Annotated in this window: 13 protein-coding genes and 2 pseudogenes; 11 read left to right on the forward strand and 4 right to left on the reverse strand. The window is 31.1% G+C overall.

What is annotated here, in order from left to right; genetic code table 11:
- Positions 1-556: 556 nt before the first annotated feature.
- The gene (locus WBAF_RS01235; protein ID WP_121463270.1) at positions 557-1,705 is read right to left on the reverse strand and encodes an IscS subfamily cysteine desulfurase; all 1,149 of its coding nucleotides are present in this window, start codon (positions 1,703-1,705) and stop codon (positions 557-559) included.
- Positions 1,706-2,444: 739 nt separating this feature from the next.
- Here WBAF_RS01235 and suhB point away from each other — a divergent pair.
- Positions 2,445-3,248 carry an inositol-1-monophosphatase gene (gene suhB, locus WBAF_RS01240; protein ID WP_121463271.1) on the forward strand — a complete coding sequence of 268 codons (804 nt, stop codon included), beginning with the start codon at positions 2,445-2,447 and terminating at the stop codon, positions 3,246-3,248.
- 176 nt (positions 3,249-3,424) lie between these two features.
- On the opposite strand, the gene glyA is transcribed toward suhB, so the two are convergent.
- Positions 3,425-4,678, reverse strand: a complete 1,254-nt coding sequence (glyA, locus tag WBAF_RS01245; RefSeq protein WP_121463272.1) for a serine hydroxymethyltransferase — start codon at positions 4,676-4,678, stop codon at positions 3,425-3,427.
- Positions 4,679-5,065: 387 nt separating this feature from the next.
- On the opposite strand from glyA, the pseudogene WBAF_RS01250 reads away from it, so the two are divergent.
- Positions 5,066-5,203: pseudogene (locus tag WBAF_RS01250) on the forward strand (UDP-3-O-acyl-N-acetylglucosamine deacetylase); the annotation flags it as partial.
- Positions 5,204-5,355: 152 nt separating this feature from the next.
- Here WBAF_RS01250 and WBAF_RS01255 read toward each other — a convergent pair.
- Positions 5,356-5,844 (reverse strand): DUF721 domain-containing protein, encoded by a 489-nt coding sequence (locus WBAF_RS01255; RefSeq protein ID WP_121463273.1) that lies wholly within the window; start codon positions 5,842-5,844, stop codon positions 5,356-5,358.
- A 566-nt stretch (positions 5,845-6,410) separates the two neighbouring features.
- Here WBAF_RS01255 and secA point away from each other — a divergent pair.
- The 7 genes and pseudogenes from secA to rpiA form a co-directional block, all read left to right on the forward strand.
- Positions 6,411-8,897: pseudogene (secA, locus tag WBAF_RS01260) on the forward strand (preprotein translocase subunit SecA); the annotation flags it as partial.
- Between the two features lie 1,799 nt (positions 8,898-10,696).
- A complete protein-coding gene (gene aceE, locus WBAF_RS01265) occupies positions 10,697-13,360 on the forward strand; it encodes a pyruvate dehydrogenase (acetyl-transferring), homodimeric type (RefSeq protein WP_121463274.1) in 2,664 nt (887 codons plus the stop codon).
- Positions 13,361-13,372: 12 nt separating this feature from the next.
- A complete protein-coding gene (aceF, locus tag WBAF_RS01270) occupies positions 13,373-14,989 on the forward strand; it encodes a pyruvate dehydrogenase complex dihydrolipoyllysine-residue acetyltransferase (RefSeq protein ID WP_121463275.1) in 1,617 nt (538 codons plus the stop codon).
- 197 nt (positions 14,990-15,186) lie between these two features.
- Positions 15,187-16,611, forward strand: a complete 1,425-nt coding sequence (gene lpdA, locus WBAF_RS01275) for a dihydrolipoyl dehydrogenase (protein WP_121463276.1) — start codon at positions 15,187-15,189, stop codon at positions 16,609-16,611.
- 1,585 nt (positions 16,612-18,196) lie between these two features.
- The gene (locus WBAF_RS01280; protein WP_121463277.1) at positions 18,197-18,331 is read left to right on the forward strand and encodes a YacL family protein; all 135 of its coding nucleotides are present in this window, start codon (positions 18,197-18,199) and stop codon (positions 18,329-18,331) included.
- A 36-nt stretch (positions 18,332-18,367) separates the two neighbouring features.
- Positions 18,368-19,219 (forward strand): small-conductance mechanosensitive channel MscS, encoded by an 852-nt coding sequence (mscS, locus tag WBAF_RS01285; protein ID WP_121463278.1) that lies wholly within the window; start codon positions 18,368-18,370, stop codon positions 19,217-19,219.
- Between the two features lie 674 nt (positions 19,220-19,893).
- Entirely contained in the window at positions 19,894-20,559 is a 666-nt protein-coding gene (gene rpiA / locus WBAF_RS01290; RefSeq protein WP_121463279.1) for a ribose-5-phosphate isomerase RpiA, read from the forward strand.
- Between the two features lie 773 nt (positions 20,560-21,332).
- Here the strand turns inward: rpiA and ygfZ are convergent.
- Positions 21,333-22,316, reverse strand: coding sequence for a tRNA-modifying protein YgfZ (gene ygfZ / locus WBAF_RS01295; protein ID WP_121463280.1), 984 nt, complete (start codon positions 22,314-22,316; stop codon positions 21,333-21,335).
- A gap of 1,106 nt (positions 22,317-23,422) precedes the next feature.
- Here ygfZ and prfB point away from each other — a divergent pair.
- Both prfB and lysS read left to right on the forward strand, forming a co-directional pair.
- A protein-coding gene (gene prfB / locus WBAF_RS01300) for a peptide chain release factor 2 (RefSeq protein ID WP_121463281.1) occupies positions 23,423-24,521 on the forward strand; the annotation gives its coding sequence in 2 pieces (ribosomal slippage) (positions 23,423-23,497 and positions 23,499-24,521; 1,098 coding nt in all).
- A gap of 9 nt (positions 24,522-24,530) precedes the next feature.
- Positions 24,531-26,042 carry a lysine--tRNA ligase gene (gene lysS, locus WBAF_RS01305; protein ID WP_121463282.1) on the forward strand — a complete coding sequence of 504 codons (1,512 nt, stop codon included), beginning with the start codon at positions 24,531-24,533 and terminating at the stop codon, positions 26,040-26,042.
- Positions 26,043-26,127: the final 85 nt, after the last annotated feature.

Below are 26,127 nucleotides of genomic sequence, written 5' to 3' on the forward strand. Positions count from 1 at the left end.
TTTCACGGGTTGAACCCTTCTAATAACTGTAAAATAATTATCTTTATCATATTAGAGTTGAATATTAATATAAATTGAGCAAGTAGTATTAATTAGCTTTTAATTATGTGCTTGCAACTTATTACTCATCTCATGTATGACTAAAAGTAAAAACAAGATCACTATAATAATTTTAAATTAATTATTAAGATAAAAATACTATGGTTAACATTTACCTTACCATTAGCTATGCTATCTATGCTAACATAATTTGATGTCACTATATAAAATTCAGATCAATCTTGATGTACTAGAGTATATTCTTTACCTAATTAAATTATATATTTTGTAAATATTTAACTTCACTTGATTTATCAATTTATAGTTTTATGACTTAACTAAACTAAGATTCACCTATTATCATAATATCCACATGTTAAATCATTATAATAAAAACATATTACGTTATGTATATTTTTATGATAATCAATTATTATTTTATAATATTACATATTATAAAATTATTATATGATCTTTTACTATTAATACTCTATTTATCTATCTCCTCTATTTGATATTAATTACGCAGCTTATTTATCGCATTATGGATTAGTTGGATAGCATAATCGATTTCTTCTTCTGTAGTGAATCTACCAAATGAGAAACGAATTGAACTATGTGCTAACTCATCATTCATTCCTAATGCTCTTAGCACATATGAAGGTTCTAGGCTTGCTGATGTACACGCAGAACCTGATGAAATAGCCAAATCTTTAAGTACCATCATCAATGATTCACCTTTCACATAGTTAAAACTTACATTTAGAATATGAGGTGCACCATTTAACAAATCGCCATTAAGGTAAACTGCTTTGATATTTTTAATACCGTCCCATAAACGTTGACGTAAAGCTCTTAATCTATCAGATTCTATCGCCATTTCAGCTTTAGCAATTCGATAAGCTTCACCCATTCCTACAATTTGGTGGACAGGTAATGTCCCTGAGCGTATACCTTGTTCATGACCACCACCATGTTGTTGGGCTTCAAGTCTAATACGGGGGTTACGACGCACATAAAGTGCACCAATACCCATTGGTCCATATAGTTTATGTGCTGAGAAAGACATTAAATCAACTTTAAGTTCATTTAAATTAATAGGTAATTTACCTACGGCTTGGGTTGCATCAACATGAAAGAAAATTCCGTGATCGCGGCAAAGTTCACCGATAGAGGCAATATCTTGAATAATACCAATTTCATTATTAACATGCATTATAGAAACTAAAATGGTATCATCACGCATAGTTCCTTCAAGTTCATGTATATTAATAAGACCATTATTTTGTGGTGAAAGGTAAGTCACTTTAAACCCTTTACGCTCAAGTTGACGACAAGTATCTAAAACTGCTTTATGCTCGGTTTTACTGGTAATTATATGTTTACCTTTCTTTTGATAGAAATTGGCAACACCTTTCACAGCTAGGTTATCAGATTCCGTCGCTCCTGAAGTAAAAACAATCTCCCGAGGGTCCGCATTGACTAACTCAGCAATTTGATTTCTTGCAATATCAACAGCCTCTTCAGCCCGCCAGCCAAAACCATGAGAACGTGATGATGGATTACCAAAATTACCATCTATCATCATACACTGCATCATTTTTTTAGCAACATGGGGATCAACTGGTGTGGTAGCTGAGTAGTCTAAATAAATTGGTAGTTTCATTAACTAACTAGCTCCATAAATTGATTTAGGTTGATGAGTCACTTTGAAATGATGTTATCATTATCTTGAAGATAAGCAACTTCTTGGTTATTGAACAATTCTTCTAAGTTAATTTTACTAAGAAAACTAGTAAAACGATAACTTATCTTAGTCCATAGTACAAGATTAAAATAACGATCTCTCTCTTGAAATTTTTTCTTTCCTGACAAGGAGTTGGATTGATATATTTATCAACAGCAGAAATAACTTGCTCAATAAAAAATATTTTTAGTTTATCAACTTAATAAATATCCACTGCTAGGGTTAGCTGGTAACTAGTTCGTTTTTATGAAGTTGAGAAAAGTTGCTTAATATAAAAATAAATCCAGAATATAAAATAAATCCAGATACAAAGTACTAACGCCCATACTTGTAATAAGTATTAAGCAAGGCTTGATTTAATATTGACACGTTGTTTAACTAATAATATCATTAATAACAATAGATAATATAATAATTCGTGAATATGTTAATATTAGTGGATTAACTAGATATAAATTAGCTATTCTTAGTACTGAGATCTAATTTTTTTGGTATCTTAGGTTTTAACTAAAATATTAAACTATTTTCTCGCATGATTTTCATTATTTGGTATTAGTAATGAAATTAATTACCAAACCCATAGTTATATTAACTAATTTTTGTTATACTAATGAATTAGTTTAATCCTGTTTTTAAAACATTCTAGTGGAAATAATCCATGCATCCAATGCTAACTATTGCTATACGAGCAGCCCGCCAAGCAGGTAGTTTTTTTGCTAAAAGCTATGAAAGATTTGACATTATCGAAATAATGGCAAAAGGTGAAAATAACTTATTAACCAATATTGCTAAAAAAGCAGAACAAATTATTATTGAAGTTATTCATAAATTTTATCCTACTCACTCTATTCTCTCGGAAGAGAGAGGTCAAATACTTAGTGAAAAAAATGATATTCAGTGGATTATTTATCCTTTAGATGGGATAACTAACTTTACTAAACGGTTACCCCATTTTGCCGTATCCATAGCAGTACGTATTAACGGCCGTACAGAAGTATCTGCTATTTATAATCCTATGCTTAATGAGTTATTTACTGCAGTTCGTGGGCAAGGAGCACAATTAAACGGTTACCGTCTTCGTATTAAAAATAATAATGAACTAGAAGGGGCCATTATTGCTACTGGTTTTCCTTTCAAGGCAAAACAACATTTAGCAGCATATATTAATATTATTGCTAAATTATTTAATAAATGCTCTGATTTTCGCCGAGCTGGTTCAGCAGCTTTGGACTTAGCTTATGTTGCCGCTAGCCGTATCGATGCCTTTTTTGAGATTGGCTTGAAACCTTGGGATTTTATGGCTGGAGAACTATTAGTTCGTGAAGCTGGTGGAGTTGTAACCAACTTTGGGGGCGGGTATAATTATCTAACTTCTGGCAATCTGCTAGTTGGGAGTACTCGTATAGTGAAAAAAATAGTGCCAGAAATGCAGACTGAGTTAAGCGATCCCTTGAATATTTAGCTAAATTACGATAAAAGCCAAAAATTTTTCATAAAAAAATAATTGAAATAATTTAACGCCAGCAACCGTGTTAATGAAAAATATTTATTTATTATTATATAAAATTATATATGCAAAAAGCATGGGTTAGATAACAACTAAAATAGGCTGAAGTGGATTCCTAAATTTTAATTTATTTATGTATAAACAGGAAACTGTTGACAAATTGATAATACTTTTTGTTTTATTTTGTAGATCACATTATAGTTATTAATTTTATCCAAAATATCACATATCCAATTAGCCAATTCTGCTGATTCTATTTCTTTAAAACCACGACGAGTAATAGCAGGTGAACCAATACGAATACCTGAAGTAATAAATGGATTTTTAAGATCATTTGGTATGCAATTTTTATTTACAGTAATATTAGCAAGACTAAGCGCCGCGGTTGCCTCTTTACCAGTTAGCTCTTTATCTACTAAATCTAATAAAAATAAATGGTTGTAAGTACCACCAGAAATAACTTTGTAACCACGATTAATAAAGATTTCAACCATTATTTTCGCATTTTTAGCTACTTGTTGCTGATAAATTTTAAACTCATGCTCCATTGCTTCTTTTAGTGCAACCGCTTTCCCGGCAATAACATGCATTAATGGACCACCCTGAGTACCAGGGAATACAGCAGAATTTAGTTTTTTGTAAAACGCTTCATCACCACCTTTAGCCAAAATCAAACCACCTCGAGGTCCACACAAAGTTTTATGAGTAGTCGTCGTCACAACATGTGCATGTGTAACAGGATTAGGATAAACACCAGCCGCTATTAAACCAGCAACATGCGCCATATCAACAAATAAATAAGCACCTATGCTATCTGTAATTTGACGCATTTTAGCCCAGTCTATCAGACCTGAATAAGCGGAAAAACCGCCAATAATCATTTTAGGTTTATGTATTTGTGCCTGAGTAGCTATATTTTCGTAATTAATTTTACCTTTTTCATCTATACCATAAGTAATTATATTATAAAATTTACCAGAAAAATTAACAGGTGAGCCATGGGTTAAATGTCCACCATGTGTTAAATTCATGCCTAATATTGTATCCCCTGGTTTTAATAAGGCCATATAAACAGCCGTATTAGCTTGCGAACCTGAGTGTGGCTGAACATTAGCAAAATCTGCATCAAATAAAGTTTTGGCGCGATCTATAGCAAGTTGTTCAATAATATCAACATATTTACAACCCCCATAGTAACGTTTCCTAGGGTATCCTTCGGCGTATTTATTAGTAAGTTGTGAACCTTGAGCCTGCATAACTCTTGGACTAGTATAATTTTCTGAAGCAATTAACTCAATATGTTCTTCCTGACGCTTAACTTCATTTTCTATTGCCTGCCATAGTTCTTGGTCATAATCTGAAATATTCATTTCACGCTTTAACATTTATTTCTCCTAACTAAGTCACATTTTAAAGATTTATTTAACTACATTAATACCACACAGTGTAAGAGCTTTTAGCTCATTAAAATAGTTACCAAATAATAAATTACGCCACTAATTTTTATATATTTAAATAAAAACATTATTCCATACTAATTTTATGGTTAGCTCAAATATTGCTAATAACTTAGTAAGTTATATTATAAATAATAAAATTAGCTTGATCTTTAAATAAATTATTCCTCTATTATATATTTGAGTAAGCGATAAAATAGTGACCAAAGTAAAGTGAATACATAAAATTAGCCAACTAAAGTGTTATGTTTAAGTTTGCTATTTTTTTTGTTATTCTATTGTATTAAATTAAGATTACTTGCGTTTTTTTAGATAGATGAATTAGTACTGCATAAAATGCTAGATGCTATTAGCGATTTATTTATGTCTGGTTATAATATTATCGGTGTTTTTACTGCGTATAAATCAGTTCATGCATTGAATAACAAATTATTACAGTCTTTTTTATTTAAAATAATCTGCTTGATATATGGTGACGTTATAAGAATAATCGTCAATGCCAGTTGAATTTTAAACCACCTCAACAATTAAGCATAATATTCTATATATGGTATATCAATGGATAATTTTCTCTATTACGTTACTTTTGTTGACGCTTTAGTATTCTATTTAGTCAAAGCAGCTAGTCGCTCTAATTTTTCTTTTAGTTTTTTTGGACTTTTTTTTGCTAGTTTACTAATTATCTTTGCACTTTTTTTGCTTAGCTTGCTTATTATTTGTTTTGGTGGGGTTATAGCTATTTGCTGAATTGCTAAGTAATTTTTTGATTTTTTAGATGATAATGATGGATTAATTTTTAGGTTGATTGAAGATAAAAATGGTAAATTAGTATTACGTAATTTTGATACTAACCTAGGAAGTTCATAGTTTAGTCGTATTTTTCGGCTAGCATTTGTAACCTCTATAATCAAAATATGTTGACGATAATTAGCTACTTTACACCAAGCCTTTAACTCGAGAGGAAGTAGGCTAATGACAGTATTATTGAGTTTAATTAAGGCATGTGCACGTTGTTGAATAGTTTTTAAGGTATTTAATTTAATATTGCTCTTTTTTAACAAAAAAGTTAAAGATTGGGGATAACTGTCTCGCATTTTTACTCCACGTCATATATTATATTCAATGAATATTAGATATTTAGCTATATTTTAGTAAACAATATTTTTGAACACACCTAATATTAGTAGCATACTGAAACTTTTATCAAAAGTTATTGTAGGTAAAGCAAAATTTATTATTAGATTATCTAATAGCAGTTAGTAAATATCATATTTTTTATAATTGTGACGTAAATGGCATTAGCATGCCTTACTTAATATCATTCGAAAGTTTACTTTTATGTTTTTAGTTTAAGATATATGAAAGCAGCTGTAAACTAATTTAAATATGCACATCAAATTTATAATTGGCTTTAGACTATTTAATATATTATTAATTTTATTTGTTCTAATAATTAAATTTTTACCTATTCATTAATACAATCTTCCTATCACATTAGCTACCAAACTGCGTTATGGGGTTCTTTTATCATGGTATTCTAGCTGGGCATTTCATATACGTTATATTGATTCTTATAGTAACCATATATTTAACTTAATATATTAATTATATTAGTTCAAACAAAATAATATAGATAGTTCCAAAATTGAGCAAAATATTTATGTTAACTAAGTTACTAACCAAAATTTTTGGTAGTGTTAATGATCGTACTTTACGTCGTTTAGGGAAATTTGTTGATATTATTAATCAGTTAGAGCCTAAATTTGAAAAATTGTCTGACCAAGAACTTAAAGCAAAGACTAATAAATTTCGTCAGCACCTTAAATCAGGTTCAACATTAAATGATTTGATGCCGGAGGCGTTTGCAACTGTTCGCGAAGCTAGTAAACGAGTATTCAATATGCGGCATTTTGATGTTCAGTTATTAGGTGGTATGGTACTTAATGAGCGATGTATTGCAGAGATGCGTACTGGTGAAGGAAAGACATTAACATCTACATTACCTGCATATTTAAATGCTTTAACGGGTAAAGGTGTTCATATTGTTATTGTAAACGAATATTTAGCTAAACGTGATGCAGAAAATAATCGATTATTGTTTGAATTTCTTGGTATGACAGTCGGTATTAATTTACCAGGTATGTCCGCGTTATTGAAGCGTGAAGCCTATGCTGCCGATATTACCTATGGAACTAATAATGAATATGTTTTTGATTATTTGCGTGATAATATGGCTTTTAGCCCAGAAGAACGTGTGCAGCGTAAACTCCATTACGCATTAATCGATGAAGTTGATTCTATTTTAATTGATGAAGCTCGTACTCCATTAATTATTTCAGGACCTATAGAATATAGTTCAGATATATATAAAAAAGTAGATAAATTAATACCTAATTTTAAACAACAAGAAAAAGAAGATTCAGCTACTTTTCAAGGTACAGGTCATTTTTTTGTTGATGAAAAATTACGTCAAGTTACGTTGACAGAACGTGGATTAGAATTAATTGAGCAATTATTAACAAAATCAAATTTAATAGAAGAAAGCGAATTACTGTATTCTCCGGTTAATATTATACTTATGCACCATGTTATGGCTGCCTTACGAGCATATACACTTTTCAATCTTGATGTAGATTATATTGTTAAAGATGGTCAGATTATTATTATTGATGAACATACAGGACGTACAATGGACGGACGCCGTTGGTCAGATGGATTGCATCAAGCTGTTGAGGCAAAAGAAGGGGTTGAAATTAAAAATGAGAATCAAACATTAGCATCCATTACCTTTCAAAATTATTTTCGTCTATACGAAAAACTGGCAGGTATGACTGGTACTGCTGATACAGCAGCTTTTGAGTTTAGAAGTATCTATAAATTGGACACAATTGTTATTCCAACTAATCGTCCTATGATCCGCAATGATTTACCTGATTTAGTTTATATAACCGAAGTGGATAAATTATCTGCCATTGTCGATGACATTCTTAAATATATTAGCAGAGGCCAACCTGTATTAGTAGGAACTATTTCAATAGAAAAATCAGAAATAATTTCACGGGAGCTAACTAAAGCTAAAATTACCCATAATATTTTAAATGCTAAGTTTCATGCTATGGAAGCAGATATTATTGCTGAAGCCGGGCAGGCAGGTTTAGTAACTATTGCCACTAATATGGCAGGTAGAGGTACAGATATTGTATTAGGAGGTAGCTGGCAAGCAGAAATATCTAAACTAAAGGGTGCTAGTAAGGAGCAAATTGATCAAATTAAGAAAGTATGGCAAGAGCGTCATGAAGCAGTAATTGCTGCTAGTGGTTTGCATATTATTGGTACAGAACGGCATGAATCTCGTCGTATTGATAACCAATTACGCGGACGTTCTGGACGCCAAGGTGATCCAGGTTCATCCCGTTTTTATCTTTCAATGGAAGATTCTTTAATGCGTATCTTTGCCTCTGATCGAGTGGTAGGAATGATGCGTAAATTAAGTATGAAACCTGGCGAAGCGATTGAACATCCTTGGATAACTAAAGCTATCGCTAATGCACAGCGTAAAGTTGAAAGCCTGAACTTTGATATTAGAAAACAAGTTTTGGAATATGATGATGTTGATAACGATCAACGTCGAGCTATCTATTCACAGCGCAATGATTTATTAGATGTTGATGATATTAGCGAAACAATTAACAGTATTCGTGAAGATGTTATAAACGTAACTATTGATGCTTATATTCCTCGCCAATCTTTAGAAGAGATGTGGGATGTGTATGGTTTACAAAAGCGGTTAAGCAACGATTTTAATTTAGAATTACCTCTTCAAGAGTGGTTGGATAAAGAACCAGAATTACATGAAGAAACTTTACGTAACCGTATTCTAGAAAAAACAATTGTAGCTTATAAGGAAAAAGAGAAAATTATAGGTAGTGATATGATGCGTAATTTTGAGAAGAGTATTATGCTACAAACTCTTGATATATTATGGAAAGAACATTTAGCTGCAATGGATTATTTACGAAAGGGTATTCATTTACGATGCTATGCACAAAGAGATCCAAAACAAGAATATAAGCGTGAATCTTTTGGTATGTTTTCTAATATGCTAGAAACTTTAAAATATGATGTAATAAGCATATTAAGCAAAGTATAAGTTAACAAATATATTTTAAATGCTTAAAATGTGTAGTAATGAATTTTTTATGTTGATCAGTGAAAAAATATAAGTATTGTCATGTTAGTTTAGGTCAATTATTACAGATTTTAAAACATGAATTTCCAGATTTTAGAATAACTTTACATTTTTTTTAGAGTAATAGGATTGACATTATTTGCTAGCAAAATAAGTACTACTTATCTTGCTAGATAACTTATATCGCATAATAGCTCTTAATAACATAGTAATTTAAATGATAACTTATCAGGTACAATAAATACTATGTTTACTGTTTTTATATAAAAAGGAGATAGAAAAACTGGGGTTATATGGATATATTTGAGTATATAGTTATCTATGGATGTTCATAAACAATAGTAGTAATAGTATTATTTTTATGTTTTTCCTAAGAAGCGTTCATAGCTAATTGCAAATACTTATGATGTAATTTAGTTATATTTTTATTAATTGTTAAGGTTTTATCTTGATTATTGATTATATCATCTGCTTTTTGTAAGCTCCTTGTTCGGTTAACTTAGTTATATAAAATATTTTTTGTTACTAATTCTGTCACGCTTAATTATACAAACTATTTGTTATTATCGTTTTATGTCAATTACTAGCACACGGTTAGCTCTAGATTGTTAATAATGGGACAACCCCAAAATGTTATTTAATCATATTAATAGCATAGGTGTTAGGCATAATTTTTTTGCTTAAAATGATATCTACATCAATTATTGCTCCTCATAAGGAGGAAAATTTATCAAAAATAGTACTTTTGCTGCTTCCTATTCCGCCAGTGATAGCAACAATATAACTCATGTATCTTATCTTTCAATAAAATTGAATGGTAAATTTCAAGATATTTTATTTAATCCTGTTTAAAAAAGTATTAACATAATAATATTTTCATATTATTAAAAGATTTATTAGTTAAGAAGTAATTTAAAATTAGCAAATACATAGTAAATACAAATCTAGTAATTACAACTACTAGTATTAGTGTTAGTTAAATTAATTTTATTTTATATTAAAGTTTGATCAGGTTATCTTGATATTAATCATATATTTTTGCTAAAAAGATAATAAATTAACAGTCTAGATCTAGAAATAATTTCTATTGTTTTATATTTATTTGAAATAAAAACTTTACTTAATTTTTTATAAGTAAAATAGATGGCATGATGGTAAACGTGATATTTCAGTATTTTAAATCCATGTTTTAATCATTTCAATAATGTTAACCTTGATATTAGGTAATAGGTATAGTTTAAATAAAATGGCAATACAGGATATATTTTTGTTCTTATTTAACTAAATTTGTCGTATATTTCCAATATGGAAAAATACAATACAAGAATAGTAATTAGCAATATAGTTGTTATTAGAATTTTAATACCAAATATTTTATATATTACTTTTAATTCAGGTAAAAAGAAGAATAACATTGGTTAAACCACGATTGAAGCTATTATTAAAATAATGTAAAGATACTGCTATCGCACGTGAACTTAAAGTAACTGCACATCGTTATTTAGCATTTATTGAGGAGATTTGGTTGGACATTAGTGGTGGTTATATACTACGTTGGTATTCCCTTACGTAGAATACAATAATATCAAAATTACAGATTTGTTATTGCTGCGGCGGTATTATCCCTCTTATTTTTTAGAGACAAAGTAGCGGCAGTAAGTAGTAACTATCTTTTGTTCTTCTTTCTGGTTTAGTAAATATCTTCAAAAGATAGCCGAATAACTATATTAAAAATAGATAAGGAAAAGGAATAGGCCATGTCAGATATGTCGAAGAATGACGTGGATCCGATCGAAACTAGCGACTGGTTACAGGCGATAGAATCGGTCATCCGTGAAGAAGGTGTTGATCGTGCTCAGTATCTTATTGATCAAGTGTCACAACAAGCCCGTAAGGGCGGAGTTAGTATCGCAGCATGTTCTGTAACCTGTGATTATATCAACGATATTAACGTAAAGGATGAGCCTTGTTATCCAGGTAACATAAATTTAGAGCGTCGTATTCGCTCTGTGATTCGTTGGAATGCTTTAATGGCGGTTTTACGAGCTTCTAATAAAGATCTAGAGTTGGGTGGTCATATAGCTTCTTTCCAGTCTTCTGCAACTTTATATGAAGTATGTTTTAATCATTTCTTTCAGGCAAAAAATAAAAAATTTAGTGGAGATTTAGTTTATTTCCAAGGACATATTTCGCCTGGTATTTATGCTCGCGCATTTTTAGAATGTCGTCTTACTGAAGAGCAAATGGATAATTTTCGGCAAGAAATTGGTGGCAATGGTCTTTCCTCTTATCCTCATCCTAAATTAATGCCTGAGTTTTGGCAATTTCCTACGGTGTCAATGGGATTAGGTCCTATTAGTGCTATTTATCAAGCAAAATTTTTAAAATATTTACAACACCGAGGTTTAAAGGATACCACAGTTCAGACTGTTTATGCTTTTCTTGGTGATGGTGAAATGGATGAACCTGAATCTAAAGGTGCCATCACGATAGCTACTCGTGAAAAGTTAGATAACCTTATTTTTGTGATAAACTGTAACTTACAACGCCTTGATGGGCCCGTTATTGGTAATGGTAAGATTATTAATGAATTAGAAGGTATATTTAGAGGTGCAGGATGGCAGGTCATTAAAGTCCTATGGGGTGACCGATGGGATGAATTATTACGTAAAGATACTTCAGGTAAACTAATTAAGTTGATGAATGAAACTTTGGATGGTGACTATCAAACATTTAATTCTAAAGATGGTGCTTATGTTCGTGAACATTTCTTCAATCGTTACCATGAGACAAGTGCCTTAGTTAAGGATATGACTGATGATGAAATTTGGTTGTTAAACTACGGTGGTCATGATCCGAAAAAGGTTTATGCAGCTTTTAAAAAAGCTAGAGACACTAAAGGTAAGCCGACAGTTATTTTAGCTCAAACAGTTAAAGGCTATGGTATGGGTGATACTGCTGAAGGTAAAAATATTGCCCATCAAGTAAAAAAAATGAAACTGGAAGGAATTCGTTATTTTCGTGATCGCTTTAATGTACCTGTAGCAGATGATCAAATAGAACAATTGCCTTTTATTTCTTTTAAAAAGAATTCAGATGAATATAAATATCTACATGAACGTCGTCAGGCCTTAGGTGGGTATTTACCAGTACGGAATCCTACATTTGATAAACAATTAGATATTCCTTGCCTAGAATCTTTTAGCAAATTATTAGTAGAGCAAAATAAAGATATTTCTACTACGATAGCATTTGTACGTGCTTTAAATATAATGTTAAAAAATAACTCAATTAAAGATCATTTAGTGCCAATTATTGCTGATGAAGCACGTACTTTTGGTATGGAAGGTTTATTCCGTCAAATTGGGATCTATAGTCCGAATGGACAGCAGTATACCCCTCAAGATCGTGAACAAGTTTCTTACTACAAAGAAGATAAAAAAGGTCAAATTCTTGAAGAAGGAATAAATGAGTTAGGGGCTGGAGCATCTTGGTTAGCGGCTGCTACATCATATAGCACAAATAACTTACCGATGATCCCGTTTTATATTTATTATTCCATGTTTGGTTTTCAGAGTATTGGTGATTTAGTTTGGGCAGCAGGAGACCAGCAAGCACGTGGCTTTTTAATTGGCGGAACTTCAGGGCGTACTACATTGAATGGTGAAGGTTTGCAACATGCAGATGGTCATAGCCATATCCAGTCACTAACTATACCTAACTGTATCTCTTATGATCCAGCTTATGCTTATGAAGTTGCTGTGATTATGCATGATGGTTTAGTTCGTATGTATGGTGATAAACAAGAAAATATTTACTATTATATTACTACTTTGAATGAAAATTATCATATGCCAGCGATGCCTTCTGGTGTTGAGGAAGGTATTTGTAAAGGTATCTATAAACTTGAGTCACTAAAAGGTGAAAATAGCAAAATTCAATTATTAGGATCTGGTTCAATGATGCGTCATGTTCGTGAAGCAGCAAAAATTTTATCTAGTGAGTACGGTATTGCTTCTGATGTTTATAGTGTAACGTCATTTACTGAATTAGCTCGTGAAGGACAGGATTGTGAGCGTTGGAATATGTTACATCCAATTGATAAACCTCTTGTACCTTATATTTTTCAAATAATGAATGATGCGCCTGCAGTTGCTTCAACAGATTATATGAAATTATTTGCTGAACAAATTCGTTCCTACATTCCTACAAGTGATTATCATGTTTTGGGTACTGATGGTTTTGGTTGTTCAGATAGTCGTGAAAACCTTCGGCATTATTTTGAGATTGATACTTCCTATGTGGTAGTAGCTGCATTGGGTAAATTAGCAAAACGTGGTGAAATAAATTTTCAATTGGTTGATGCAGCTATCAAAAAATATAACATTAACCCAGAAAAAATTAACCCTCGTTTAGTCTAAGAGGTAAAATAAATGTCTATTGAAATTAAAGTTCCTGATATTGGCGCAGATGAATTTGAAGTTATTGAACTTATGGTAAAAGTGGGCGATAAAGTTAATGTTGAGCAGTCGTTAATTACTGTAGAAGGTGAAAAGGCTTCGATGGAATTACCAGCACCTTTTGCCGGCAAAGTTAAAGAAATTAAAGTGGTAGTTGGTGACAAGGTAACAACCGGTAAATTAATCATGATTTTTGATACAGATGAAGAAATAATAGGAGCTCGCGCTAAAACAACCTCAGAGATAAATGCTGATCAAGAAGATAGCAAAGATAATCTAGTAAAAAGTCAATTAAAGGAAGTTTTTGTACCTGATATTGGCGCAGATGAATTTGAAGTTATTGAACTTATGGTAAAAGTGGGCGATAAAGTTAATGTTGAGCAGTCATTAATTACCGTAGAAGGTGAAAAGGCTTCGATGGAATTACCAGCACCTTTTGCCGGCAAAGTTAAAGAAATTAAGATTTCTAAGGGTGATAAAGTTAAAACTGGTTCACTTATTATGATTTTTGCAGTTGATGTCACTGGAGTTTCTTCATCTATAAATGCGGAAGCTAACAGCGATAAAATAGAAACAAAATTAGAGGCTTCATATTATGAATTACCTCATTCCTCATACACAACAAATGCCAGTGGTATTTATGATACTAAAAATACATTTATTGAAAATAATGCTTATGTGCATGCATCACCAATTATTCGCCGTTTAGCTCGTAAATTTGGGGTTAATCTAGCTAATGTAAATGGAACTGGGCGTAAAGGTCGTATTTTGCGTGAAGATGTTCAGGACTATTTAAAAGAGATGGTAAAAAATTCTGCAATTGGAGCGACTCCAGCTGGAGGTTTGCCAAGCATGTTACCGTGGCCAACAGTAGATTTTAGTAAATTTGGTGAAGTGGAAGAAATTGAACTAGGTCGCATTCAAAAAATATCTAGCGCTAATTTAAGTCGTAACTGGGTTATGATCCCGCATGTAACTGTTATGGAAGATGCTGATATTACCGAAGTAGAATCTTTCCGTAAGCAGCAAAATACAGAGATGGAAAAGTTAAAAACTGGAATAAAAATTACACTACTAGTTTTTTTCATGAAAATTGTGGCTCGAGTATTAGAAGAAATGCCTCGTTTCAATAGTTCAATTTCTGTGGATACTAAACGATTAATATTGAAAAAATATGTTAATATTGGTATTGCCGTTGATACTCCAAATGGTTTAGTTGTGCCTGTTATTCGAGATGTTAATAAGAAAGGTATTATTGAGCTTTCTAAAGAATTAATGGAAGTATCGAATAAAGCACGTGCCGGAAAGTTAACTCCGTCTGATATGCAAGGTGGCAGCTTTACTATTTCTAGCTTAGGTGGTATTGGTATTACAAGTTTTACGTCGATTATTAATGCGCCAGAAGTTGCTATTATGGGTCTATCTCGCTCATCAATGAAGCCAGTATGGAATGGCAGTGAGTTTATTTCACGTCTTATATTACCTATATCACTATCTTTTGATCATCGTGTAATTGATGGTGCAGACGGCGCGCGTTTTGTTGCTCGTATTGCATGGTTAATGAGTGATATTCGCCGGTTGGTTATGTAATAAATATATTGACTGTATGTTGACTTATTTATTATTAGTAATTACATACATAATTTTTTCTAACTAATTCTATAGGTTGAGAGTTATGTCACGTTAGAGCATTATTAAAGATGTTATTCTGTTGGTATAGTACACACGTTTCGGTGGTTATAAATTTTGTCGTCTTACCAACCGGACAACAAAAGTAAGAGGTCATAATGAGTACTGAAATTAAAACCCAAGTAGTGGTTTTAGGTGCTGGCCCTGCTGGTTATTCAGCAGCTTTTCGCTGTGCAGATCTTAATTTAGATATTGTTTTGGTCGAGCGTTATGCAACATTAGGGGGTGTTTGTCTTCATGTTGGTTGTATTCCTTCCAAAGCATTATTGCATATTACGAAAGTGATTGAAGAAGCTAAGGCATTGGCGGTACATGGGATCGAATTTACTGCCCCAAAAACAGATATTGATAAAGTACGGTTATGGAAAGAAAAAATTATTTGTCAGTTAACAACTGGTTTGTCAGGTATGGCAAAAAAGCGTAACGTTAGAGTTGTTAATGGGATAGGTAAATTTACTGGCGCTAATACATTGGTCGTTAAAGGTGAAAAAGAAAATACAACAATAAATTTTGATAATGCTATTATTGCTGTGGGTTCACGTCCTATCCAGCTTTCATTTATTCCTCATGATGATCCACGAGTATGGGATTCTACTGTTGCTTTGCAACTAAGAAAAGTACCTAAGCGTATGTTAGTGATAGGAGGTGGTATCATAGGTTTAGAAATGGGAACAGTGTATAATACATTAGGATCAGAAATTGATGTTGTTGAAATGTTAGATCAGGTTATTGCGGCAGCAGATAAGGATATTATTAATATTTTTACTAAAAAGATAAGTAAAAAGTTTAATTTAATGCTGAAGACTAAAGTTACTAAGGTAGAAGCCCAAAAAGATGGTATCTACGTCACAATGGAAGGCAAGAATGCGCCGAAAAAGCCACAGTGCTATGATGCTGTTTTAGTGGCAATTGGTCGTATACCAAATGGTAAATTAATTGATGTAGGTAAAGCAGGAGTAGAAGTAGATAATCAAGGTTTTATCCACACAGATAAACAGATGCGTACTAATGTGCCTCATATTTATGCCATTGGTGATATTGTAGGTCAGCCAATGTTAGCTCACAAAGGTGTACATCAAGGTCATGTAGTAGCTGAAGTTATTTCAGGATTAAAACACTATTTTGATCCAAAAGTTATTCCTTCGATTGCTTATACTGAACCAGAGGTGGCTTGGGTAGGTTTGACGGAAAAAGAAGCTAAAGAAAAAGGTATTAGTTATGAAATAGCAACTTTTCCATGGTCCGCTTCTGGTCGTGCTATTACATCTGATTGTTCAGATGGTATGACTAAGCTTCTTTTTGATAAAGAAACCTACCGCATTATTGGCGGAGCTGTTGTCGGTATTAATGGTGGTGAATTACTTGGTGAAATTAGCTTAGCGATTGAAATGGGGTGTGATGCAGAAGATATTGGATTAACTATTCATGCTCACCCAACGTTATACGAGTCAATTGGTATGGCAGCTCAAATATTTGAGGGAAGTATTACTGATTTATATAATCCAAAAGCAAAGAAAAAATAATTTTTTTATTCCAACAAAATAAATTTGTTGTAAGTATTATTCGATTTGTTAATCGCTACTTTATTAAAATTAAATCAAGGAGCTATTAAAAAAATCTAAATTTTTATTAGTTAATGTAATTAACTATTTGTTACATATTTATATAAAAATATTTTTGCTACTACCGCAGTAATATTGATATTTATTACTAATAATTTATGTTAGTAGTATATAAATTAATGAAATGATTAAATTCTATTATTCTAGATATTAAATTCTTGATATAATTGATATAAGTAAAATTATTATGACTATAACCTTTATTTTTTATTTGAGATTTAAACAGCTAGGTATATAAATTAAAATCAATTGAAGAGAATAATATCTAACTTACTTAGTTAGCTTAATTAATAACCTATCTACTTAAACTGAAAATAATTTTATATTATATCTGTTATTAATACAATTAGTTCTGGTGTTTATGAAGTGGCTTATAGAAAACTAAGCTTCTTAGCTACTTTTGTGAAAGTAAAAACATATACCCTCTTATTCACACCATAAATAAGCGGATAATTAATTACCATAACCTTATGCTTGGTAATCATATATTCACCAGCGATGAATAAAAGATACTCGTGATGGAGTTAAATTCTATAAGCTTAGTGTAATTCAGCCCATTAATTTTTTTAAAAAATTGAATAAAATATTTTCTATCTAGTAAATATTTTTAGCTTAGATGAGCTTAAGGTATTTAGATATAGTTTTTAGCTGATTTTGTTATGTAGTCTGTCATTCTGCTGCTTATACAAAGCCTATTGATGTAACCATTCATGATACCATATTTTTTTATTTCTGGTGGTAGAGTTTCTTTGTGTTCCTGTGATGTTGGTTAAATAGTATTTAACTATTAGGTCGTAGTTATAACTTGGTGGTGATTTATACACTTATTTTTTTATCGGTATCTTATTTCCTGCTAGTTCAGTGTTAGTAGTTTTTGCTGCGGTGATTTCCAACAAGGTTTATTGATGGTTAAAAGTAAGCGTATAATATTTAAAATTGAATTATTATCTACATTTAAAGTTGAACAAACAGTTTAATTAGTGGATTATTCATAATAACTATTAGCTATTGAATAGCTATAATCTAATATTATTGCAATAGATAATTTTGGTAGTTATGGCTATCACATTACTCTTTAACATGGTTTATTAATCAGCAATTGTTAATAACAAATGCAGCTTATGCAGTTATTATTAAAATTAAGTTAAATAATTTCACTCATTTATATAAGTATCATTGTGTATTAAATGACATTTAATTATGTAAAATATATAATATTGCATAAATTTAATCTTGACATCCTATTATTTCTGGAATGCGGTAATAGAATTATTTTTCCTGGTATTAACCTTTTTTGTTACTATTTTTCAAAAAATTGCTATGTCAAGAATATTGTTAATTTTTTTTGTATTCATAAAAAAGCTATCTTATTATAAAACATAATCCATCTAGAATAATTTTTTTCATAAAAATAAAAATGATAATCTTCAGAATGATATATATTTTAAATATAAATTACCCTTGATGAACAGGGATGAGATAAGCTATTGATTATAAATTTCGACAAAATATTACTAGCTACATTAGTGCTTGCTTTTCAATGGATAATGAAGCAATTAGTTATTGGTTGAATGAGCAATTTAAAGGTTATTTATGTCCGTATACAGTTTTTGATATATGATTAGTATTTTATTTATTTCTAGATGGGAGGATTGATATGGATGAAAATGGTGTGATAAAAACAATATATCAGGCAAAGAGTTGGTTTATTAATCATCAGAATCTATTAATTCAGTATGCGATAAATATTGTTTTTGCATTAGTTATTTTACTTGCTGGTTTGATTATAGCTAAATGGATTAGTCGTATCACTAATAGATTAATGTCATTACGTGATATAGACAAGACAATTAGAGATTTTTTATCAGCAATTGTTCGTTATGGCATTATTGCATTTACCTTAATAGCAGTATTAAGTAAGTTAGGAGTGCAAACTGCCTCTGTTATTGCCGTTTTAGGTGCTGCTGGTTTGGCTATTGGTTTAGCTTTACAGGGATCTTTATCAAATTTTGCAGCTGGTGTGTTGTTAGTTATTTTTAGACCATTGAGGTCAGGGGAATATGTTATTTTAGGTTCGGTAGAAGGAACTGTTGAACATATTCAGATTTTTTCAACATCATTACGTACGGCTGATGATCGTATTATTGTTATACCAAATAGTAAAGTAATTAACGCCAATATTATTAATACCTCTCGTGAACCTAATCGTCGTACTCAAATCATGGTTAGTGTAGCTTATAATTCAGATATTGATCGTGTTAAAAAAGTGTTAGGCGATGTCATTACAGCAGATGAACGTATTCAGCATGATAAAGGGTTTACTATTAGGTTACATGAAATAACACCTTTTTCTCTTAATTTTGTCGTACGTGTTTGGACAACTAACTTAGATGCATGGAATGTTTATTGGGACTTAATGGAAAATTTTAAAAAGCAGTTAGATGCACATAATATTAGCATACCATTTCCACAAATAGATGTTCATTTATATCAAAACCAAAATAGCTAATCATCTTGGTGTGGATAATTGTTCACACCAATATTTTTATTGGTTAGTAACTGCTCTATCTATTAATTAACTGGCATTAGTTAGCTTTTATTCAATTTTTTTATTATGATTAATCTTATAATTATACTGTATTTTGATTAAATACTTAATATAGTAATTAACAATTCTAAAGCTTAAACATAGGGTTAAGTAACTTGATTTCATTTTAAGTTAGGTAATTTTATATTATTCATTATTAAGAATATGATGCAACCCAACCCCTATAATTTTCCAGTATTACTAGATCAATGACTAATAGTCAACGACGTAGTTGCGCTATAACTTTCCTCCCCGAGCAATTATTATTCTAATAATTCAAATTGATGTAATAACACAAGTAGTTTTTATCCTTGCTTAGGCAGTGGAACTATTACTAATAATATCTAGCCTAATAGTTTCTCAAGCTGCTTAATTATTGAGTAAACTGCAGCATAATTTTTTGCTGGCAGTACTAGTGTTAACGGAACAGTAAGGGTATTTAATCACCAAAATTACGTCAATATCGCTTTAAAATTTAATTTAGATGTTATTTTGTCTATTAATATGTAATATTTTACTAATCAATAGCGGTGAAAATTTAATTATAATTATTAATTATTAATTGTTAGCAATAAACAATAATAAGGCAACTAATTATGACACAGGATAAATTAAAAAAAATAGTCGGTTGTGCTGCTTTGGAATATATAAAACCTGATATGGTAGTTGGTGTTGGAACAGGCTCTACTGTTGCTTATTTTATTGATCGCTTAGCGACAAAAAAGCACTTAATTAAAGGTGCAGTATCAAGTTCAGTTGCTTCTACAGACAAATTAATATCATTAGCTATTCCTATTATCGATAGTAAGGATCTTGATGGAGTTGATATTTATATTGATGGGGCTAATGAATTTAATCCAGATTTAATGATGATCAAAGGTGGTGGCGCTGCTTTAACACGTGAAAAAGTCATTGCGGCAATGGCTAAGCAATTTATTGCTATTGCTGATAAATCTAAGCAGGTTGATATATTAGGTGAGTTTCCATTACCCGTGGAAGTTATTCCGATGGCACGTTCTTATGTTTCTAGACAATTAGTAAAGTTAGGAGGTATGCCAGAATATCGGCAAAATGTGGTTACTGATAATGGGAATGTTATTCTTGATATTTATAATCTAAAAATCCTTAATCCAATAGCGCTTGAAAATAAAATTAATGCAATAGCTGGTGTTGTTACAGTCGGGTTATTTGCTAATCGTGCTGCTGATATTATTTTGCTAGCAACGTTAGATGGAGTAAAAAAATTAACTGCTAAAGCCTAAAAGTTTTGATAGTTTATTAAGGTAGTAGCGTCAATTAAATTTAATTTTTTACTATCAATATTAATTGATTTATTAAGATAAAAATCTTATTTTCAATTTAATTTTTATTTATTATAGCGTTTTTAATCGATATTTATCTCTTTTTTAGAGGTTATGTTATGCAGTTAAATTAATAATTTATTATAATCAATATTATAACAGTATGGAATATTATGAAGGTCTATTATCAACAGAATAATTAATTGCAGTGATTACTGACTGATATTTATTTTATCAGTATTCGTTACCATACTCATATTTACGGCTAAATTTTTCATTATGGGGGTTAAAGCATCATATTCTAATAACATTCTGTAGCAAAAATAAATATTACTTGGCGAATTACTATTACTTTTAGTTCCTATTAGCTTATGGAATAGGAAAGCTGACTATGTGATATGGAATAAACATAGCCCAAGTAAGCTATAAAGCACGAGCTAATAAATCATTATAGCCGGTTATATTAGTAATTAATTATCTATATTATCTTATTTTTATAAGGTTACCACTAAGTAAAATTTATTAAATTAATACTATGATCACATTATTCAACATAACTAATTTGTTAGCTTATCTATTCATGATAACAGAAAGTAGAAGTACTAAGAATATTTTAACTAAATTATGAACCTTGACAAGATTTTCATGAATGCTTAACGTAATAATATCCAAGCATTAGCTTGATATCATGCGATAATATCTGTTCTAAAGATATTCAACAGAAATATTAGTTCTCACTGATCTGTTAATAAATAAGGTAAAGGTTGAATCATTAGTTTGCTATTAGTTTCGCTAGCTAACCGAAAAATACTATCTTTAGTTATGTTATTATTCATGACAACTTGAAGACTAATAAACCCTTTTGTTAAGTTAGCAGCAGCCAATACTGTTCCAGTACGCCGCCAGTTATTACCTATTTTCCACTCAATAGCTTCTCCATTTTTTGGCAGCGTATTTGCAGCTCCTGCTAACCAAAACATAGCTAGTTTGTTGGCACCACGATATTTTGCTCTAGCTACCATTTCCTGCCCGATATAGCAACCTTTCTGAAAACTAATGCTTGCCGGTAATGCTTGTAGATTAACTGCTTGAGGAAGAAATTGGTTACTATTCTCAATATCAATATTAGCAAGTCCAGCGGCAATATCTAAAGCTAACCATTGCTGGCTGTTATCATGTTGATGGAAATAGTTTGTTAATTCAGCGACAGTCTCGCTATCAGTAACAATTAAAAAACGTTCTAATGGTAAACTAAAGTGCAATACAATCATTTGTCCAAGATAAATAACTGGATTTTTTTGATCTGCTAATAGAGGAAACTTATTGTTTAATGCATCACGAGCTCCTTGGCCGGTAACACCTAACAACATAATATTGTTCTGCTGGCTTAATGTTATTTGCGAGAAAACTGCGTATTTTTTAAGTGCATTTAGTTGTTTTGCTGCCACGCTAGTGCGCAAAATATAGCCAAATCCTTCGTTATAGTGAAATAACCGTAATGTACTCCATATTTTGCCTTTAGCATCACAGTGGGCGGTGAATATATGTTGTTGCGCATTTAATTTGGTAATATCTGCGGTTAATTGACTATGTAGATATTTTTTCGCATCAACACCTGCTACTGTGATGAAACTCCAATCATTAAGTAACATTAGTGTTAAGGGTAATTGATGGTATATTTTATCAGTTACTTGTGTAAATTTATTTAGTATTGTCATTAATTCATCCGTTAGTAAACTGGATAAAAATAATCATAATATTAAAATATCTAATTGACAAAGCAAATAATATTATAAATATTAACTAATAAAATTAATTTCAAATAATTTATTTATACAAAGTATTTAGTTCTGAGTAAGTTATAATTTTTTACTAAATTGTTACTTAAATAATTTAGATATTAATCTAGAATTTACTATTCTAGATTTTGCTATGTAATCAATAATTATTCTTAAAAATTTTTCAGGTTATTTAACAGTATAGATATCAATAAAAAACCTAGTATATGTTAATTAATTGGACATTGATATGCAAGAATAAGCTCTGCTTTGTGCAAAAGCAATTATTAATCATAATAATTATAATTTAGCTAATTATTACCAGTATGAGTCAGTTTTTATTTTATGTTAGCATTTCATTATGGCTTGCATAAAACAGGTTGGGTTAAGTAATAGTTACGTCAGATGGCTAATCTATTTTATTTTAGTAAAATAGTCTTGTCAGAAGTAATAGTTTCTGTAGAAAGAAATAGAAATTTATCAATTTCAAGATCACTTTGTTAATCTGATAGTAAAACTGTTAGATAATAATATGCTTAAAGTGATTATTTGAAGTGATGATGAACTTAATAATGAATAGTTGTCATTCGATATTGCTAGACTAACTAGTTAATCCCTAAGCCAATTTTAAATGAAACATTTGGCTACTGAAGGTGATTTTCATCTAAAGGGGATGTTATAACCATTATCTAGTATTTTTTTTAGAATGGTATTTATAATATTATAATTGACTTATAAACTTGATTTGAATGAGTATAGTAGTAATCATAACATTTGGTTACTAATTCAGTATTTATGGTATTGCGAATAGTATTGAGACTATTATGCTCACCTTTTTTATTGAAAGGTATATGGGAACAATGATATCCATTAATATAAATAATATTTTCTGCTACTAATTTGCTAGTAATTATATTTAAAGTATTCTTATTATTGACTAAGATGTGGTAATTTGGTTAGTGAAAGAAGTTATCATAAAGCATATTTATAATACAGCGGTTATTTAAAAACTTTTAATGAAAATAACATAAATAATATTTAAAGGTATGTTTGAAATTAATACAATAAAAAATCAGATTCAAGCTATGTCTGAGCGAATGAAGATCTTAATGGGGTATCTTTGACTATGATGCTAATAAGGAACGATTGGAAAAAGTAAAATCAGAACTTAAGAAGCCTAATATCTGGAACGAACCTAAGATATTTCAGGCTTTGAGTAAAGAACGTTCTTCTGTTGAATCAATAGTGGAAACTATTGATTTATTGATACAAGATTTAGATGATGTATCTGAGTTGTTTGATCTGGCTATTGAAGCTGATGATAAAGAAATTTTTTATGAAACGGCCGTGGAGTTAGCACATCTTGAAGGAAAATTAGCAAAATTAGAATTGCGTCGTATGTTTTCAGGTCAGTATGAAAAAGCTAATTGTTATCTTGATTTACAGTCTGGCTCAGGGGGGACGGAGGCCCAAGATTGGGCTAGTATGCTAATGCGCATGTATTTACGCTGGGCAGAATCAAAAGGATTTAAAACTGAAATTATTGAAGTTTCAGATGGCGACGTTGCTGGCGTAAAATCAGCTACTATAAAAATTATTGGTGAGTATGCTTTTGGGTGGTTAAGAACTGAAACTGGTGTTCATAGGTTAGTACGCAAAAGTCCTTTTGATTCAAGTGGTCGACGCCATACCTCATTTAGCTCAGCTTTTATTTATCCTGAAGTTAACGATTATATTAATATTGAAATAAATTCCATAGATTTACGCATTGATGTTTATCGGGCATCAGGTGCTGGTGGTCAACATGTTAATAAAACAGAGTCAGCAGTACGTATAACCCATATTCCAACTGGAATGGTTACTCAATGTCAGAATTACCGTTCTCAACATAAGAACAAAGATCAAGCTTTAAAACAACTAAAAGCAAAATTATATGAGCTAGAAATGCAAAAGAAAAATTCAGATAAACAAGCATTAGAAGAAAATAAATCTGATATTGGCTGGGGTAGCCAAATTCGTTCTTATGTGCTAGATGATTCTCGAATTAAAGATCTACGTACAGGTGTTGAAAATCACAATACCCAAGCGGTACTAGATGGTGATCTGGATAAATTCATTGAAGCAAGTTTAAAAGCTGGCTTATAAGGAAAAAATATGTGTCAAGGACATGGTACTGAGCATTCCTTTGATTTAAATGATGAATTAAAAACTAGGCGAGAAAAACTGGCCAGATTGCGGGTCAATGGTATTGCTTTTCCTAATAATTTTCGCCGGGAATATTTATCTAGCGATTTACATGTTAAATATGATGAAAAGTATGCTGAAGAACTTACTGCACTAAATATTAACGTATCTGTTGCTGGCCGAATGATCACGCGCCGTATTATGGGCAAAGCTTCTTTTGCGACTTTACAAGATATGGGTGGTCGTATTCAGATTTATATTTCAATAGATGATTTACCAAAAGGTATTTATAACGAACAGTTTAAGAAGTGGGATCTTGGTGATATTATTGGAACTAAAGGTAAATTATTTAAAACTAAAACAGGTGAATTAACCATTCATGCTTATGAAATTTATTTATTAACCAAAGCATTACGACCTTTGCCAGATAAATTCCATGGGCTAGCAGATCAGGAAACTTGCTATCGTCAACGTTATCTAGATCTTATTGCTAATGAGCAATCACGTCAGACTTTTATTACGCGTTCGCGTGTACTATCGACTTTACGTAACTTCATGATTAATAAAGATTTCATGGAAGTTGAAACTCCTATAATGCAGATTATACCTGGTGGAGCAGCAGCACGTCCATTTATTACTCATCATAATACGTTAGATATTGATATGTATTTACGGATTGCGCCAGAACTTTATCTAAAACGGTTGGTTGTGGGTGGATTTGAGCGAGTTTTTGAAATTAATCGTAATTTTCGTAATGAAGGTATTTCACCTCACCATAATCCAGAGTTTACTATGATGGAATTGTATATGGCTTATGCTGATTATAAAGATCTTATTATGTTAACCGAAGAGTTATTCCGAACGGTAACGCAAGAAGTATTAGGTACAACTAAGGTAAAATATGGTGAGTATTTATTGGATTTTGGGCTGCCTTTTAGCAAAATTACGATGAAAGAAGCAATAGTAAAATTTTGTTACAAAACGGAACTTACTGATTTGGATGATATAACTAAAGCAATAACTATTGCAAAATCACTTAATATTGAGATAGAAAAAGGCTGGGGATTAGGCCGAGTACAGTGTGAGATCTTTGAGGTAGTAGCTGAAAGCCATTTGATCCAACCAACATTTATTACTGAATATCCGGCAGAAGTTTCTCCATTGTCTCGTTGTAATGATAATAATCCATTTATTACAGATAGATTTGAATTTTTCATCGGTGGTTGTGAAATTGGGAATGGTTTTTCTGAGCTTAATGATGCAGAAGCTCAAGCAGAGCGCTTTAAGGAACAAATTAGTAAAAAAGATGAGGGTGATTATGAAGCTATGTTTTATGATGATGACTATATCACTGCACTGGAGTATGGATTGCCACCAACGGCCGGGTTAGGTATTGGTATTGATAGAATGATCATGTTATTAACTAATAGCCATACTATTCGTGATGTAATTTTATTTCCAGAATTACGGCCTGTTAAATAGCATTATTAGAACTGTTTATAGCTATTGTAATATTTAACTTAAATGCAGATAATTTATAGCTATTTTTATTGCGGATTATTATTGG

This window comes from Arsenophonus endosymbiont of Aleurodicus dispersus, assembly GCF_900343015.1.
Taxonomy (GTDB): Bacteria; Pseudomonadota; Gammaproteobacteria; order Enterobacterales; family Enterobacteriaceae; genus Arsenophonus.